Here is a 14317-nt window from a genome sequence, read left to right as displayed (position 1 = left end):
CACGACAAACGGGGGAAGAAGTTGCTTCGCATGCAGATCGAAAAGTCATCGGGCGTGACGCGACCGGCCGTGCCGCCCCCGCGGACGCCGCGTACGGACGGCTCATCCCGGCACCTCATCGTGGTGGCGGACCGATTCGCGTCCTTCGCCGACGGCGCGCAGGTGTACACGGTGTCGGAGCTCTTGACGGCGCTGCGTGCCGGTGCCGCGACCGAGCCCGGGTGGCAGTGTGTCGTCCACACCGGGCAGGGGGTCGATCGTGCGGACCGGGACGCGCTCGGATCCGCCGGAGCGATTGTGCAGGCCGACTCGGTGCTGCCGGACGAGGCGGCGGTGCCACCGGGCGTGGTGCACAAGAACCGACCGGAGAACGTGCTGCTCTCCGCGCTCACCAATTCGTCTTCGGCGCATTGTACGGCCGCGTTGAGAATCCACCGGGACAACGAATTCGTCCTGGATCACCAGACCGCACGTCATGTGCCTGGAATGGTGGTCATCGAAGCGATGCGCCAGATCTGCATCGCGCAGTTCGAAACCGCGTACCGGCCCGAACTGGCGCAGGTCGAATACCTCGGCATATGGCGGCGAATGAATCTGAGTTTCGAGGGCTTCCTCTTCGCTCTGCCCGCGACCGTGGACTCCGAAATTGTCGAGGCCGATCTGCGGAAGGAAACCAATCTGCGCTTCCGCGCGGTCACCTCGGTGTGGCAGTACGGCGACCTCGTGGCGTCAGCCGAAATCGACTACTCCATGGTCCGGCAGGATCGGATCGGTCTTCTGGAAAGTCGTCGGGCGGCGCGCGCCGCGGCTTCGCAATTGCATGGGCAACCGAAAGGAGAGGTGTGATGGTCGACATTCGTGGGGCGGGCGTCGAATCCGATTTCGACCGGGGCTTGAGCCTGATCCAAAAGCTGGGAGGGGTGGAGCGTCCCGCGGTGCTCGACCTGTTCGCCAGCGTGGAGGCGGGCGCCTTCGGCGAAGAATGCGTCGGCTTCATCTACGGCAACGTGTACCACCGGCCGGGGCTGACCCTGCAGGCCCGCCAGCTGGCCACCGTCGGGGCGCTCACCGCCCTCGGGTACGCGTCCCAGCAACTGAAGTTCCACGCCACGGCCGCGCTGAACGTGGGATGCAGCCGGCAACAGATCGTCGAGGCGATCATCCAAGTCAGCTCGTTCGCCGGTTTCCCGGCAACGCTGAACGCCCTCGCCGCGGTGCGGGAGGCGTTCGGCGGCGTCGAGAGCACGCCGGACCCGTCGGAGTCCGACGAGCACGCGCAGCCGTCCGACGGCCGGGACCGGTACGAACGCGGCCTGGCCTTCCTGGAGCAGGTGGACGGGGAAGCGGGCCGGAAGGTCCTGGACTCGCTGCAGGACATCGCGCCGGACCTGGCCCGGTACATCGTCGAGTTCACGTTCGGCGAGATCTACCCCCGGCCGTACCTGGGTCTGAAGGATCGCGAGATCGTCACGGTCGCGGCGTGCACGGCGCTGGGTTCGGCACTTCCTCAGCTCAAGGTGCACGTCCACGGTCTGCTCAACGTCGGCGGCACCCGGCAGGAGGTCGTCGAGACGCTGCTGCACGTGGCGTTCTACTGCGGTTTCCCGGCCGCGCTCAACGCGATCGGCGTGGCCCGCGAGGTGTTCGCGGAGCGGGGCACGATCGAGTGACGGCGTTGCGCAAGATCCGCCTGGTGGCGGTCGACTGCGACGGCGTACTCATCGACGACACGTACCTGGCCGTACTCGAACGGTTTGTCACCAGGCGCGGGGGCGTCTACGACGAGCAGGCCGAGCGGACGATCGTCGGCCTGCAGGACGTGGTCGTGGCGGACCTCGTTGCGCGGTTGTGCGGGCTCGACCAGCCGGTCGCCGACACGCTGGCGGAGATCTGGGCGGAGCGTGCGGAGTACCTTCGCGAGCACCCCATCCGGGTCAGCGACGGGGCCCCTGAGTTCCTGGCGTCGCTGCAGAAGCTCGACGTCCGGGTGGTCTGTTACGGAGGGCGCACGCGCGAACACACATTCGACAGGTACTTGGGGCACCTTGTTGAGCTTTTCGATCCCGCGGTTCCATATGTGAGTGTCAACGAGCACCGACCGGGCATCGAGTGGATCGTCCGGGAGGTCATCGGCTGCGAGTTCGACGAGGCAGTGTTCATCGACGACGTGAGCCGGGTCGCCGAGGCGGCCCGGCGGCACGGGACGGGATTCATCGGCGTACCCGCCGGACCCGCGCACGGCCGCCAACGCCGCTTCCTCCGGGAGGCCGGTGTGCGGCACGTCGTCGGTTCCGTCGGCGAGATCACTCCCGAGCTCCTGTCGCGCGTCGACGACGAACTCGCCGCAGCGCAGCACTGGAGACCGTTCCCGTCGCAAGGCTTGGAGCAACCATGAAGTACTTCTGTCTGCCGGAGCCCGGCGCCGGGCTGATCCAGCGGCAGGGCGACGTCCCGCAGCCCGGTCCCGAGGAGATCCTGGTCCGCATGCGCGGATGGTCGGTCAACTTCCGGGACCTGATGATCGCGGCAGGCCACTATCCGCGGGCGTTGAAGGCCGACGTGGTGGCGCTGTCCGACGGGGCGGGCGAGGTCGTGCAGGTCGGCGCGGACGTCGTCCGCTGGTCGCCGGGCGACCGCGTGGTCGGGATGTACTTTCCCCGGTGGACATCGGGTCCCGGCACCCCCGACAAGACCGCCGACGATCTCGGCGGGTCGGTCGACGGCGTGCTCGCCGAGTACGTCACGTTCCACGAGGACGCCGTGGCAGCCGTGCCGGCGCACCTCGACTTCGCCGAGGCCGCGACACTGCCCAGTGCCGGGGTCACCGCGTGGCGCGCGGTCGTCGAGGAAGGTCGCCTGACGCCCGGCCAGAGCGTGCTCACCCTCGGCAGCGGCGGAGTCTCCGTGTTCGCGGTGCAGTTCGCTGCGCTCGGCGGTGCCGGGGTCATCGCCACGTCCAGCTCCGACGAGAAGCTCGACCGGCTCGGCGCCGTGGGCGCCACCGATCTCATCAACTACGAGAAGACCCCCGAGTGGGGGGTGGCGGCCGCCGAGCGGGCGTCGGGCGGGGTGGACCACGTGGTCGATGTCGGCGGCTCGGGCACGCTCGGCCAGTCGATGATCGCGGCCCGCGTGGGCGGCCACATCAGCGTCATCGGGGTGCTGGCCCACGGGGCCGGTGTGGACCCGCTGCTGGTGCTCGCGAAGCAACTCACCCTGCGCGGCATCACCAACGCCAGCCGGGACACCTTCGAGGACATGACGCGGGCGGTCGGACGCCACGGCCTGCGCCCGGTGATCGACAAGCGGTTCGCGTTCGACGACGTCGTCGCGGCGTTCGGGTATCTGCAGTCCCGAGCTCACGTCGGCAAGGTGGTGCTGGAGGCGGACTGAGCGCGGAAACCCCGGCGACTGGGTTGATCTGCTCGGTCGAGTTGGGTAAGAAATGCCCGCACCCCCGTATCTGTGCTGCTCAGCGGCGCTGCCTCGCCCGGAGATTGTCAGGTCGTGGCAGGGATGGTGACGTCCGCTCCGGACGGCGATAGTGGTATCAGCCGGGCCGTCGACGAGGCGGGACGCGCTTGCCGTACGGGGGCTGAGGCGGGCTTCGCGTAGTGCGACCCGCCTCCGCGGTACGCACGCCGTCTCGTGAGTCGGCCACCCGGCGAATTCTCGGCCGGTCGTCCGAGCGCACTCGCAATCGGACGATCGGCCGTCGGGGGAACGGAGGGATCCGGCCGGGCCCCCGAAGCTGATTCGACGGATTAGCGGGGGCTCATGGAAACAGAAGAACGTCGTCGTCGGGAATTGGCAGCCTTTCTCCGGAGCCGGCGCAACAGGCTCGATCCGACCAGCGCCGGGGTCCGGCACACGTACGGTCGCCGGCGTACGCCCGGCCTGCGCCGCGAAGAACTGTCGGCGCTGGCCGGCGTCAGCGTCACCTGGTACACGTGGCTGGAACAGGGCCGCCGGATCCGCGTGTCCCGTCAGGTGCTCGCGAGCATCGCGGACGCACTGCGCCTGGACCACACCGAAACGGCGCACCTGTTCCGGCTGGCAGGAGAGCTGCCGCCGGCGTCGGACCGGGCCCGGCGGCCCGACCGGGTTTCCCCGCAGTACCTGATGCTGCTGGAGCACCTGGATCCGCTGCCGGCACTGATCGTGAACTCGCGCCTCGACATCCTCGCGTGGAACCAAGGTTTCTGCGCGCTCTTCCCGCCGTTCGAGTCGCTGCCCGAGGAGCAGCGCAACAGCCTGCTGCTCACGTTCCATCCGGAACTGCGGGAGTACTTCCCGAATTGGGAGACGAAGGCGGCGCGGATGGTGGCGATGTTCCGTACGCATGCGGCGGACCGGCTGGTGCAGCCCGAATTCACCGAGCTGGTCGACGGGCTGCGCCGGGCGAGCCCGGAATTCCGCGCGTTCTGGGAGCAGCGGGAACTGGTGCCGTCGATCCCCTCGGCGGCGACGATCACGCACCCGATCCTGGGCCCGCTCGAACTGACCCAGGTGAAGATGGAGGTCGCCGACACGCACGACACGCTCATGGTCTACCAGTTCCCGCCCGGCACTCCGCTCGCGGACCGATTCGCCGAGCTGGTCGCGCAGCGCGCCCGAGACGAACAGCCCCTGCTGGTCAGCGGGGTGCAATGAGCACCAGCCAGAAACCTCGACGACGCTGAAACGCCGCGACAGACTTCCCAACGAGCCCTGACGGGGCGGATTCGCAAAGGCGGAGTGATGGATTCTGTGGCGTTGCCCCCCTCGGGCGTGCCGACGGTGCGTGGCGAGGTCCCATCCGGAGAGTTGGGCCCGACCCTCGCACACGAGCACCTGTTCGTGCTGAGCCAGGAGTTCCAGCACAACTATCCGTTCCTGTGGGACCGTGAGCGCGGCGTCGCCGAGGCCGCCGCGCAACTGGAACGGGCCTACGACGCCGGGCTGCGGACCGTCGTGGACATGACGGTCATCGGTCAAGGGCGTGACATCGAGCTGGTCCGCGCGGTCGCGGACCGGACGCGGATGAACATCGTGGTCGCCACGGGCGTCTACACGATCGACGGGATACCGCCGTTCGCGCGGTTCCGCGGGCCGGGCTGCCTGGTCGAGGCGCCCGACCCGCTCATCGACCTGCTGACCGCGGACATCACGGACGGCATCGCGGGCAGCGGGATACGCGCGGGTGTGGTCAAGTTCGCGTGCGAACGCACCCCGCCCGACGACAGCGCACGCCGGATGGCGTCTGCGGTCGCGGAGGTCCACCGGCGCACCGGGGTCGCCGTGGTGGTCCACTGTGATCCCTTCGAGGGCAACGGGCTCGAACTGGTCGCCCTGCTGACCGGCGAGGGTGTCGCATCCGACCGGGTGGTCGTCGCGCACGCCGGCGATTCCGGCGACCTCGACACGCTTCGCGCCCTGGCCGACACCGGCTGCCTGCTCGGCTTCGACCGGTACGGGATGACCGCCCTGGCACCGGACGACCAGCGCAACCGGATGCTGGCCGCCCTCGTCCGCGCCGGTCACGGACACCAGATCCTCGTCTCCCAGGACCACGCGTCCCACATCGACTACCTGACCACGGAGCAACGCCGTGAGCTGTTCCCCGACTGGAGCTACACACACCTGGTGGAACGCGTGTTCCCGCAGTTGCTGCGCGAGCCCGGCGTGGATGAGTCGACGCTGACGATGCTGCTCGAGGACAACCCGCGGCGGCTGCTGACCGCCGGGCGGGTGCCCGCGCCTCTGGAGGTGGGAGCGTGAGCGAGATCAGGGAGCCCTGGCAGGACCTGGGGACCGAACTCGTCGTGGACGAACCGTACGTGAAGTGCTGGGTCGAGACCGTGCCTCCCGGCGAACGCCGCCCCACCCACACCCACCGGCATCCGTGGGTGACGGTGGTGCTGTCCGGCGCATCCGGCGAATCCCGCGACGAGCACGACAACGTCATCAAGCAGGTGACGCTGGAGACCGGTCAGATCGTCCTCAACGGACCGGACCGTCTGCCCATGCGCCACTACGTACACAACACCTCGGACCGGACCCTCGTCATGGTCGCGATCGAACTGCGCGACGCGGGTCGGGAAGGACAACAGTCATGACCGCAGTATCGACGGCCCTGGTGACCGGAGCCACGTCCGGCCTGGGACGCGGCCTGGCCAAGGAACTGTCCGGCCGGGGCTGGACCGTGCTGGTCCACGGCCGCGACGAGCGCCGGTGCGCAGCGGTGGTCGAGGAACTGCGCGCCACCGGCGGTCAGGCCCAGGCGTACGTCGCGGACCTCGCCGAGCTGCGGCAGGTCGCCGAGCTGGCGAACCGGGTCGCGGCCGACCACCCCGGCCTCGGCCTGCTCATCAACAACGCGGGCGTGGGCTCCGGAGGGCACCGCGACGGGCGGCAGGTCAGCGCGGACGGGTACGAGCTGCGCCTCGCGGTCAACTACCTGGCGCCGGTCCTGCTGACCCGGCTCCTGCACGGCCAGCTGCGGGCGGCGGCGCCGTCGCAGGTGCTCAACATCGGCTCCGTCGGCCAGAGCGAGATCGATTTCGCCGACCCGCAGTTCACCCGCCGGTACGACGGGATGGAGGCGTACACCCGCAGCAAGTTCGCGCTCGCCGCGTTCACGTTCGCCACGGCCGCGCAGTACGAGCCGGACGGCATCACGGTGAACTGCTCCCATCCGGCCAACTACATGGACACCGCGATGGTCCGCGAGGCCGGGGTCTCGCCGTGGACCACGGTGGCGGCCGGATGCCGGGCGGCGCTGTACGCACTCGATCAGGGCGCCGGGGAGACCGGGGTGTTCTACAACGAGCGGCATGCCGGCCGGGCGCACCGGCGCGCGTACGACGCCGGGCTGCAACGGCAATTGCTGGCCCTGACCGACGAGCTCATCGGGACGGCGCGGGGCGTGGACATTTCCTGATGCGGCCGTGACGGGACCCGACACCGTCGCCGCACAAAACGCGGCTGCCCCGCCACCGGCGGTGGTCGGCCGCGTTTTGTCGTGCCCATTTTCCGGCCCTGGTGGCGAATATCCTGGTGCAGACAGCACCACGCCGTGATCCCGTTTCTCGGTCACCATTGGGTGGGCGCCGCGGGCGCCTCGAAAGCTGATCCAACGGGGGAATCACACATGCGTGCTGCGGGTGAGGTGTTGGTCGTCGGCGCTGGTCCGACAGGTCTCGCGGCGGCGGTGGAGCTGCTCCGGCGCGACGTCGCCGTGCGGATCGTGGACCGGTCGACCCGGCGGAACCCGCATTCCAAAGCGATCGTCCTGTGGCCCCGCGCACTCGACGTGTTCGCCCGTCTGGGAGCAGCCGACCGCATTCGTGAAATGGCGGTGCCGATCACCGCGGCCAATTACTATTCCGGGCGCCGGCGGGTGGCCCGCATCAATTTCCGGCAGCTCGCCGGAAGCCGCTGGAGCACCCCGCTGTCCCTGCCGCAGAACGACACCGAGCAGGTGCTGCGCGACGTCCTCGACGAGGTGGGCGGGGCCGTCGAATACGGCCATCGGCTGGTCGGCATCACCCAGGACGCGAGCGGAGCGCTCGCCCGGTTCGCCGCGCCCGACGACGAACCCCGGGAACACCGGTCGGACTGGGCGCTCGGGTGCGACGGTGCACACAGCACGGTCCGTACCAGCCTGGGGGTGGGCTTCACCGGCAGCGCGTACGAGCAGGCGTACGTGCTCGCCGACGGGTACTGGGACACGCCGCTGCTGCACGAGGAGTCCTACTACTTCATGGGCCCGACCGGGGTCCTGGTCGTGGTGGGGCTGCCCGGCGGCAAGGTGCGGGTCTTCGGCAGCGCCCCGGCCGACGCGGCGGGCGAATCCGCGGAGGAGACCGTGCGCCGGATCGCCGCCGAGCGGTCCCCGGTCCCGCTGCGCCTGGCCGAATCGGCGGGCAGCGGCACGTTCCAGATTCAGCGCCGGATCGCCGACCGGTTCCGCAACGGCCGGGTGCTGCTGGCCGGCGACGCCGCCCACGTCCACAGCCCCGCGGGCGGCCAGGGGCTGAACACCAGCGTCCAGGACGCGTACGAGGCGGCGTGGCGGCTCGCCGACGTGATCCACGGCCGCCTTCCCGACCACGAGCTCGACCAGTGGGAACGCGAACGGCGGCACGTGGCGCAGTTCGTCGTTCGCGACACCGACCGGCAGACCCGGCTGTGGACGCAAGGCGGCTGGCAGCGGCACCTGCGCAACGTCGCGCTGCGCACCGCACAGGCCACCGGCGCCCTGGATCGGCTCGCTCCGCCCCGGCTCGCCCAGCTCAGTCTCGCGTACCCCGCATCCGGCGGTGGCCTCGGCCGCCTCGTTCCCGGCACCCGGGTGCCCGACGTGCGGCTGCCCATCGGCGGCCGCCTGCACGACCTGCTGAGCACGGGCGGCCGGACGCTCCTGCTCACCGAAGATGCCGAGCACCGTTTCGATCGCGCCTGGGCGGCACGTCACGGCGTACACGTCGTCCCGGTCGACCGGGCGCTGGCCCGCGTCCTGGGCCTGCGCGGCCGCGGCGCGGTGCTGGTCCGCCCGGACGCCGTGGTCGCCGTGGCCGGCCGGTTCACCGATTCCACCCTGGTTTCCCGCATCGAACGGGCGCTGCCGCCCGTCGCGACCCACCCCGACCTCAAGGAGAGCGCGTGAGCATCTCGACCGAAAAGCAGCTCGGCCGCACCACGCTGGGCGGCCGCCTGGAAACCTCCGCGATCGGTCTCGGCTGCATGGGCATGGCCGAGTTCTACGGCGACCGCGACGAGGCCGAGTCGATCCGTACCATCCATGCGGCCATCGACCTCGGCATGGATTTCCTCGACACCGCCGACATGTACGGTTCCGGCCTCAGCGAGGAGATCGTCGGCCGGGGACTCGCGGGCGGGCGGCGCGAGCGGGTGGTGCTGGCCACCAAGTGCGGTCTGATCCGTACGGCCGACGGCGTGCGGGTGGACGGCAGCCCCGCCCACATCCGCGAGGCGATCGACGCCAGCCTCCAGCGCCTCGGCACCGACCACGTGGACCTGTACTACCTGCACCGGGTCGACCCCGAGGTGCCGGTGGAGGACTCGGTCGGCACGATGGCCGAGCTGGTGACCGCCGGGAAGGTACGCCACCTCGGACTGTCCGAGGTCGGCTCGCAGACCATCCGCCGCGCCCACGGCGTGCACCCGATCACCGCGGTCCAGACCGAGTACTCGCTGGCCAGCCGCGGCCCGGAGCGCAGCATCCTGCCCACGGTCCGGGAACTGGGCATCGGCTTCGTCGCGTACAGCCCGTTCAGCCGGGGGCTGCTGTCCGGCGAGATCAGCGGCGAGGCGGACCTGAAGGCCGACGACATGCGCCGGCTGCTGCCCCGGTTCGGTGCCGACAACCTGCCCCGCAACGCTGCGCTGGTGGCCGCGCTGGGTGAGATCGCGGCCGCCCGCGATTGCACCGTGGCGCAGCTCGCGCTGGCCTGGCTGGTGGCGCAGGGCGTGGTGCCGATCCCCGGCGCGAACCGGCGCGCCCACATGACCGACAACGTGGGTGCGGGTGCGGTGCGGCTCACCGACGAGGAACTGGGCCGGATCGACGAGATCGCCCCCGCGGGTGCCTTCCAGGGGGCGCGTTTCCCGGAGCACCTGCTCAAGATGGTGCAGGAGGACTGAGGCGTGGCGGTCGACATCATCTACGAGACGCACTGCGTCACCGCGGACAACGCCGCGGGCGTCATCAGCGGCTGGGGTGACCCCGAGCTGTCGGAGGAGGGCCGCCGCGGCGCCGCCGAGCTCGGTGCCCGGCGCCGCGACGCCGGAGCCGCGGCGGTGTATACCTCCGACTTCCGTCGCGCGGTGCAGACCGCCCGGATCGCGTTCGCGGACACCGGCACGCCGGTGCGCACCGACCGGCGGCTGCGCGAGTGCAACTACGGCGACCTCAACGGGTGCACCGTCGCGCAGCTCGACGCCGCCCGGCCCGGCCACGTCGACGTGCCGTTCCCGGGCGGCGGCCAGAGCTTCCGGCAGGTGCTGGAAGCGACCGCGGAGTTCCTCGACGAGCTGGCCGAGCAGCACGACGGGGGACTGGTGGTCGTCATCGCCCACTCGGCCAACAAATGGGCGCTCGATTGCCTGCTCGACGGCGCGGTTCTGGAGGAGCTGGTGGCCCGGCCGTTCGTGTGGCGCGACGGCTGGCGGTACCGGCTCGATGCGGCGCAGTGGCGGGCGGCTGCGGCGGCCCGGAACCGGGGGTGAGCCGGTGCCGCCGTGCTCGCCCGTGGACGGTGTGCTGCCGGTGCTCGACGGCGGCCGCAACTGCACGGTCGTCGTCGATCCCGGCGAACCGGTGCTGCAGGGCCACTACCCGGGGTCTCCGATCTTCCCCGGTGTGTGCCTGATCGAGTACGCCCACCGAGGCGCGCTGTCGGCTGCCCCCGCGAAGCTGCGGGCCCTGCGGCTCGTGGAGATCGAATCGGCCCGGTTCCTGCGCCCGGTCCGCCCCGGAGACGCGGTGCTGATCGAGATCAGCGGCGAGCAGCAGGACGCCGACTGGCGCTGCCGGGTGACGTTGAGTACGGCGAACCGCCCCGCCGCCCGGATCAGGCTCCGCTACCGCAGCGGGGACCAGCCGTGATCGGGATCGGCGAACTCAAGCGGATCCTGCCGCACCGCTACCCGATGCTGCTGGTCGACCGCATCGTCGCGCTCGAGCCAGGCCGAAGGGTGACCGCGCTGAAGGCGGTGACCGTCAACGAGCCCTGGTACCGCGCGTTGCCGGACGACGCCCGCGACGAGGACCACGACTATCCGCCGGTACTGCTCGTCGAGTCCTGGTGCCAGGCGGCGGCCGTTCTCGCGTCGGGTGACCGGGCTGACCCGGGCGGGCTGCCGCTGGTCGCCCAGGTGACCGGCGTCGGATTCGGTGCCCCGGTGCGCCCCGGCGACGTGCTGGAACACCGGGCCCGGGTGGTGCAGCTGCAGTCCGACGCGTTGGTCGTGGCGGGCTGGTCGCGGGTCGGCGACGAGGTGGTCCTGACGGTGAGCACCGCGATCGTGGTCCGCCGCCCGGTGGACGCGCTCGAGCCTGGTAGTCGCCCTACCCGCATCGAAAACACCGTTGCCAGTTCTCACTAGTTGCCGTGAGTCGAATCGGGCACGCTTTTCCCGGGGCCGTCAGGTCGCCGACGAAATGCGATTCCACGGCCGAACAAACGGGGAGTTCAACCGTGACCATCACCGATGACAGCATCCGGTCCAAGGCGGCGAACGTCGCTTTGGTACGCCGGTTCTTCGCCTGTTTCGCCGAGCGTGATCTTGTGCCGCTGAGCACCGAGATCCTTGCCCCCGACGTGGTCTGGCACGTGCCCGGCCGACACCCGCTGGCCGGTACGCACCACGGCCCGGAGCAGGTCGTCGCGTTCTTCACCGAGCTGGCACGCTCCGGTTTCCAGGCCGAGATCCTCTTCCTGCAGGCCGACGAACACCGGGTGGTGGAGGTGCACCGCGGCTGGTCCGGCCGGCAGGACGGCACCGACATCGACCTGACCTGGGTGCTGGTGTTCGACGTCGAGAACGGGCGGGTCGTGCAGGCCCGCAATTTCGTCTCCGACCAGGCTGCTGCCGACACGTTCTTCTCCGCCGCATATCAGCTTGCCCCGTTGCCTGCGCGGCTCGCCGTGGCTCATTCCGGAAAGGGATTGCGATGAGTGTGCTGGATTCGGTACGGGCCGACAACGCATTGTCCTTCGACCGGGGCGTCGCGCGCCGGTACGTGCACCGCTGGGCGGTCAGTGAGGTGTTCCTGACCGACCTGCGGGTGCTCGACGACCGGACGTCCTGGCTGGCGGCGATGCTGCCGACCGCGCACGCCTACTACGGCGACCACACCGGCCCCGGCGGGCTGGTCGACAGCATGGCTGTCATGGAGTGCGCCCGGCAGGCCGCCACCTATCTCGCCCACGAGGGGCTCGGCGTGCCGCTGGACAGCGCGTTCCTGGTGGCGAGCTGGGGTCTGCGGCTGACCGGGGAGGCCTGGCCGTACCTCGGGTCGCGGCCCGGCCGCCTCAGCATCGAGGCGACCGTGGACCGTACGGTGCGCCGCGGCGTCGTCCGGGGCGCGGAGTTCGAGATGCGGCTGTGGCTCGACGGACGCGCGCTGGCCACCGTGGACATCGACGCCCGGTACACGCCCGCCGCGGAGGCCGAACTGGTTCGCCGGTACCGGCGGGCGAGCGCACCGCCGTTCTCCGACTCGTTGCCCGCCGTGCCGCCGGGCCGGCCGGTCGCGCCCGCCGCCGTCCACCGGAGCGACCCGGCCAACGTGGTGCTGTTCGACGTCGCGACGGCCGAGGACCGCACCACCGCCCGGATCGGCACCCGGCCCACCCATCGCGGCTTCTACGACCATCCGCAGGACCACTACACGGCGATGATCCTCATGGAGGCGGCCCGCCAGATGGGCCTGCTGGTGACCGGTGGCGCCGACGGGCCGCCGCGCGCGGTGACGGCGTACGCCGCGCGTTTCCACCAGTTCGCCGAGCTGGACGCGCCGGTCGTCCTCGACGCCCCGACGCCGGCGGGCGCCGGGCCGACGGAGATCCCGGTCCTGGTACGCCAGGGCGACGACGTGGTCAGCGAGATCGTGGTCACCGTGGCGCCGGAGGCCACGCGATGACGGCCGTCCGTGCGGTCTGGACCGACTTCGGTGGCGTCCTGACCCCGCCGGTCGCGCAGACCCTGGAACGGTTCTGCGCGGACGCCCGGGTGCCCGTCGAGGAGTTCCAGCGGGCCATGCGTGCCGTCGCCCAGGACTGCGGGGTGGCGGACCCGATGGCGCCGCTGGACACCCCGTTGCTGGACCAGCGGGCCTGGGAGGTCCGGATGGAACGTGAACTCGCCGGTGCCGGTGTGCCCGCGGACCTGTCCGACTTCCCGCAGCGCTGGTTCGCCGACCGGGCGATCAACGACACCTGGGTCGCGACGCTGCGGCGCCTGCGTGCCGCCGGGGTCTTCGTGGGCCTGCTGTCGAACATGCCGCCCGCGTGGGACCGCTACTGGCGGGACATGGTGGCGCCGGAACTCTTCGCGGACCTGGTGCTGTCGTTCGAGGTCGGCGTACGCAAGCCCGAGCCGGCCATCTTCGCCGTCGCGGGCGACCGGGCGGCGGTGCCACCGCAGCAGTGCGTGCTGGTCGACGACCTGCCCGCGAACTGTGCCGCGGCCCGGTCCGCGGGCTGGCAGGCGGTGTGTTTCTCGGACACGACCACCGTGAACGCGGCGCTCGCCGAGCTGCTCGGTGACCCGGCGGTGGCCCGATGAGCCGTACCGCGGTGATGTGCGGCATCGGCGGCTGGGTCCCGCCGACCCTGGTCACGAACGCCGATCTGGCCGCCCGGCTCGACACGTCCGACGAGTGGATCACCACCCGTACGGGCATCCGCCAGCGGTATGTCGTCCCTCCCGGGATGTCCACGTCGGATCTCGCGGTGGAGGCGGGGCGCGCGGCGCTCAAGTCCGCCGACCTCGACTCGGCGGACGCGGTCATCGTCGCGACGACGACACCCGACCGTACGTGCCCGGCCACGGCGCCGACGGTGGCGAGCCGGCTCGGCCTCGCGGGGGTGGCGGCGTTCGACGTGGCGGCCGTGTGCACCGGCTTCCTGTACGCCCTGGCCACGGGCGCCGGCCTGGTGTCCACCGGGCAGGCCGACCGGGTACTGGTGATCGGGGCGGACGCGTTCTCCACCATCCTCGACCCCGGCGACCGGTCCACGGTGTCCGTCTTCGGTGACGGGGCGGGCGCGGTGGTGCTGCGCCCGGGGGAGGCGACCGAGCCGGGTGCGCTGGCCGGGTTCTGCCTCGGCAGTGACGGCTCGCTCGCCGATCTGATCACCGTCCGGGCGGGCGGCTCGGAACAACGCTCCGCCGGGGCGGCGTCGCCCGGCGACGAATTCTTCAGCATGCAGGGCCGCGAGGTGTTCGAACACGCGGTGTCGAAGATGGCCGTGGCCGCCCGTACCGCGGCCGAGCGCGCCGGCTGGCGGCTGGACGAGGTGGACCGGTTCGTGGCGCACCAGGCCAACGTCCGCATCCTGCGCGCGGTCGCCGACCAGCTCGACCTCGATCACAGCCGCCTGGTCGTCGACCTCGACCGGGTGGGCAACACGGCCGCCGCGTCCATCCCGCTCGCCCTCGATCACGCCAACGCCGACGGCACCCTGCGCCCCGGCGATCGGGTCGTCGCCGCCGCGTTCGGTGGGGGCGCCACCTGGGGGGCCACCACGTTCGTGTGGCCCCGGCTTCGTTCGATCTAGCACCCATTTCCGTACGAAAGGTGAAA

17 protein-coding genes are annotated in these 14317 nt (G+C 71.0%); all 17 read left to right on the top strand.

The features are described 5' to 3' along the window. Window positions 1-30 precede the first annotated feature (30 nt). A complete protein-coding gene (locus tag ACMCNK_RS20005) occupies window positions 31-846 on the top strand; it encodes an AfsA-related hotdog domain-containing protein (RefSeq protein WP_412737920.1) in 816 nt (271 codons plus the stop codon). Next, on the top strand, window positions 846-1670 hold the full coding sequence (locus tag ACMCNK_RS20000) for a carboxymuconolactone decarboxylase family protein (RefSeq protein WP_412737919.1): 825 nt from the start codon (window positions 846-848) through the stop codon (window positions 1668-1670). The genes ACMCNK_RS20005 and ACMCNK_RS20000 overlap by 1 nt, the downstream gene beginning before the upstream one ends. A 5-nt stretch (window positions 1671-1675) precedes the next feature. Next, on the top strand, window positions 1676-2395 hold the full coding sequence (locus ACMCNK_RS19995; RefSeq protein WP_412737918.1) for an HAD family hydrolase: 720 nt from the start codon (window positions 1676-1678) through the stop codon (window positions 2393-2395). Further along, window positions 2392-3393: a zinc-dependent alcohol dehydrogenase family protein gene (locus ACMCNK_RS19990; protein WP_412737917.1), complete on the top strand. Its 1002-nt coding sequence runs from the start codon at window positions 2392-2394 to the stop codon at window positions 3391-3393. Before ACMCNK_RS19995 ends, ACMCNK_RS19990 begins: the two co-directional genes overlap by 4 nt. Before the next feature lie 414 nt (window positions 3394-3807). Further along, the gene (locus tag ACMCNK_RS19985) at window positions 3808-4653 is read left to right on the top strand and encodes a helix-turn-helix transcriptional regulator (RefSeq protein ID WP_412737916.1); all 846 of its coding nucleotides are present in this window, start codon (window positions 3808-3810) and stop codon (window positions 4651-4653) included. Window positions 4654-4806: 153 nt separating this feature from the next. Continuing rightward, a complete protein-coding gene (locus ACMCNK_RS19980) occupies window positions 4807-5760 on the top strand; it encodes a phosphotriesterase (RefSeq protein ID WP_412737915.1) in 954 nt (317 codons plus the stop codon). Next, on the top strand, window positions 5757-6098 hold the full coding sequence (locus ACMCNK_RS19975; protein ID WP_412737914.1) for a cupin domain-containing protein: 342 nt from the start codon (window positions 5757-5759) through the stop codon (window positions 6096-6098). The genes ACMCNK_RS19980 and ACMCNK_RS19975 overlap by 4 nt, the downstream gene beginning before the upstream one ends. Then, a complete protein-coding gene (locus ACMCNK_RS19970; RefSeq protein ID WP_412737913.1) occupies window positions 6095-6922 on the top strand; it encodes an SDR family NAD(P)-dependent oxidoreductase in 828 nt (275 codons plus the stop codon). Before ACMCNK_RS19975 ends, ACMCNK_RS19970 begins: the two co-directional genes overlap by 4 nt. A 210-nt stretch (window positions 6923-7132) precedes the next feature. Then, entirely contained in the window at window positions 7133-8650 is a 1518-nt protein-coding gene (locus ACMCNK_RS19965; RefSeq protein WP_412737912.1) for an FAD-dependent monooxygenase, read from the top strand. Beyond that, window positions 8647-9648 (top strand): aldo/keto reductase, encoded by a 1002-nt coding sequence (locus ACMCNK_RS19960; RefSeq protein WP_412737911.1) that lies wholly within the window; start codon window positions 8647-8649, stop codon window positions 9646-9648. The genes ACMCNK_RS19965 and ACMCNK_RS19960 overlap by 4 nt, the downstream gene beginning before the upstream one ends. A 3-nt stretch (window positions 9649-9651) precedes the next feature. After that, complete coding sequence (locus ACMCNK_RS19955; protein WP_412737910.1) at window positions 9652-10233, top strand: histidine phosphatase family protein; 582 nt, start codon at window positions 9652-9654, stop codon at window positions 10231-10233. A 4-nt stretch (window positions 10234-10237) separates the two neighbouring features. Continuing rightward, window positions 10238-10612 carry a 3-hydroxyacyl-ACP dehydratase FabZ family protein gene (locus tag ACMCNK_RS19950; protein ID WP_412737909.1) on the top strand — a complete coding sequence of 125 codons (375 nt, stop codon included), beginning with the start codon at window positions 10238-10240 and terminating at the stop codon, window positions 10610-10612. Then, window positions 10609-11112, top strand: coding sequence for a beta-hydroxyacyl-ACP dehydratase (locus tag ACMCNK_RS19945; protein WP_412737908.1), 504 nt, complete (start codon window positions 10609-10611; stop codon window positions 11110-11112). Before ACMCNK_RS19950 ends, ACMCNK_RS19945 begins: the two co-directional genes overlap by 4 nt. Before the next feature lie 92 nt (window positions 11113-11204). Further along, window positions 11205-11684 carry a nuclear transport factor 2 family protein gene (locus ACMCNK_RS19940; RefSeq protein WP_412737907.1) on the top strand — a complete coding sequence of 160 codons (480 nt, stop codon included), beginning with the start codon at window positions 11205-11207 and terminating at the stop codon, window positions 11682-11684. After that, complete coding sequence (locus tag ACMCNK_RS19935; RefSeq protein WP_412737906.1) at window positions 11681-12652, top strand: AfsA-related hotdog domain-containing protein; 972 nt, start codon at window positions 11681-11683, stop codon at window positions 12650-12652. Before ACMCNK_RS19940 ends, ACMCNK_RS19935 begins: the two co-directional genes overlap by 4 nt. Further along, complete coding sequence (locus ACMCNK_RS19930; protein ID WP_412737905.1) at window positions 12649-13296, top strand: HAD family hydrolase; 648 nt, start codon at window positions 12649-12651, stop codon at window positions 13294-13296. The genes ACMCNK_RS19935 and ACMCNK_RS19930 overlap by 4 nt, the downstream gene beginning before the upstream one ends. After that, entirely contained in the window at window positions 13293-14291 is a 999-nt protein-coding gene (locus ACMCNK_RS19925) for a beta-ketoacyl-ACP synthase III (protein WP_412737904.1), read from the top strand. Before ACMCNK_RS19930 ends, ACMCNK_RS19925 begins: the two co-directional genes overlap by 4 nt. The last annotated feature ends 26 nt before the right edge of the window (window positions 14292-14317 follow it).

It is taken from the genome of Krasilnikovia sp. MM14-A1259 (assembly GCF_047159535.1).
In the GTDB taxonomy this organism is placed as follows: Bacteria; Actinomycetota; Actinomycetes; order Mycobacteriales; family Micromonosporaceae; genus Actinoplanes.
The sequence above is the reverse complement of the archived record's forward strand: the minus strand, read 5'-3'. Positions and strand labels throughout refer to the sequence as shown.

What these genes read in the sequence shown, in the direction of transcription:
- ACMCNK_RS20005 (WP_412737920.1), top strand. Translation starts at nt 31, where the DNA reads ATGCAGATCGAAAAGTCATCGGGCGTGACGCGACCGGCCGTGCCGCCC.
- ACMCNK_RS20000 (WP_412737919.1), top strand. Translation starts at nt 846, where the DNA reads ATGGTCGACATTCGTGGGGCGGGCGTCGAATCCGATTTCGACCGGGGC.
- ACMCNK_RS19990 (WP_412737917.1), top strand. Translation starts at nt 2,392, where the DNA reads ATGAAGTACTTCTGTCTGCCGGAGCCCGGCGCCGGGCTGATCCAGCGG.
- ACMCNK_RS19970 (WP_412737913.1), top strand. Translation starts at nt 6,095, where the DNA reads ATGACCGCAGTATCGACGGCCCTGGTGACCGGAGCCACGTCCGGCCTG.
- ACMCNK_RS19965 (WP_412737912.1), top strand. Translation starts at nt 7,133, where the DNA reads ATGCGTGCTGCGGGTGAGGTGTTGGTCGTCGGCGCTGGTCCGACAGGT.
- ACMCNK_RS19935 (WP_412737906.1), top strand. Translation starts at nt 11,681, where the DNA reads ATGAGTGTGCTGGATTCGGTACGGGCCGACAACGCATTGTCCTTCGAC.
- ACMCNK_RS19930 (WP_412737905.1), top strand. Translation starts at nt 12,649, where the DNA reads ATGACGGCCGTCCGTGCGGTCTGGACCGACTTCGGTGGCGTCCTGACC.
- ACMCNK_RS19925 (WP_412737904.1), top strand. Translation starts at nt 13,293, where the DNA reads ATGAGCCGTACCGCGGTGATGTGCGGCATCGGCGGCTGGGTCCCGCCG.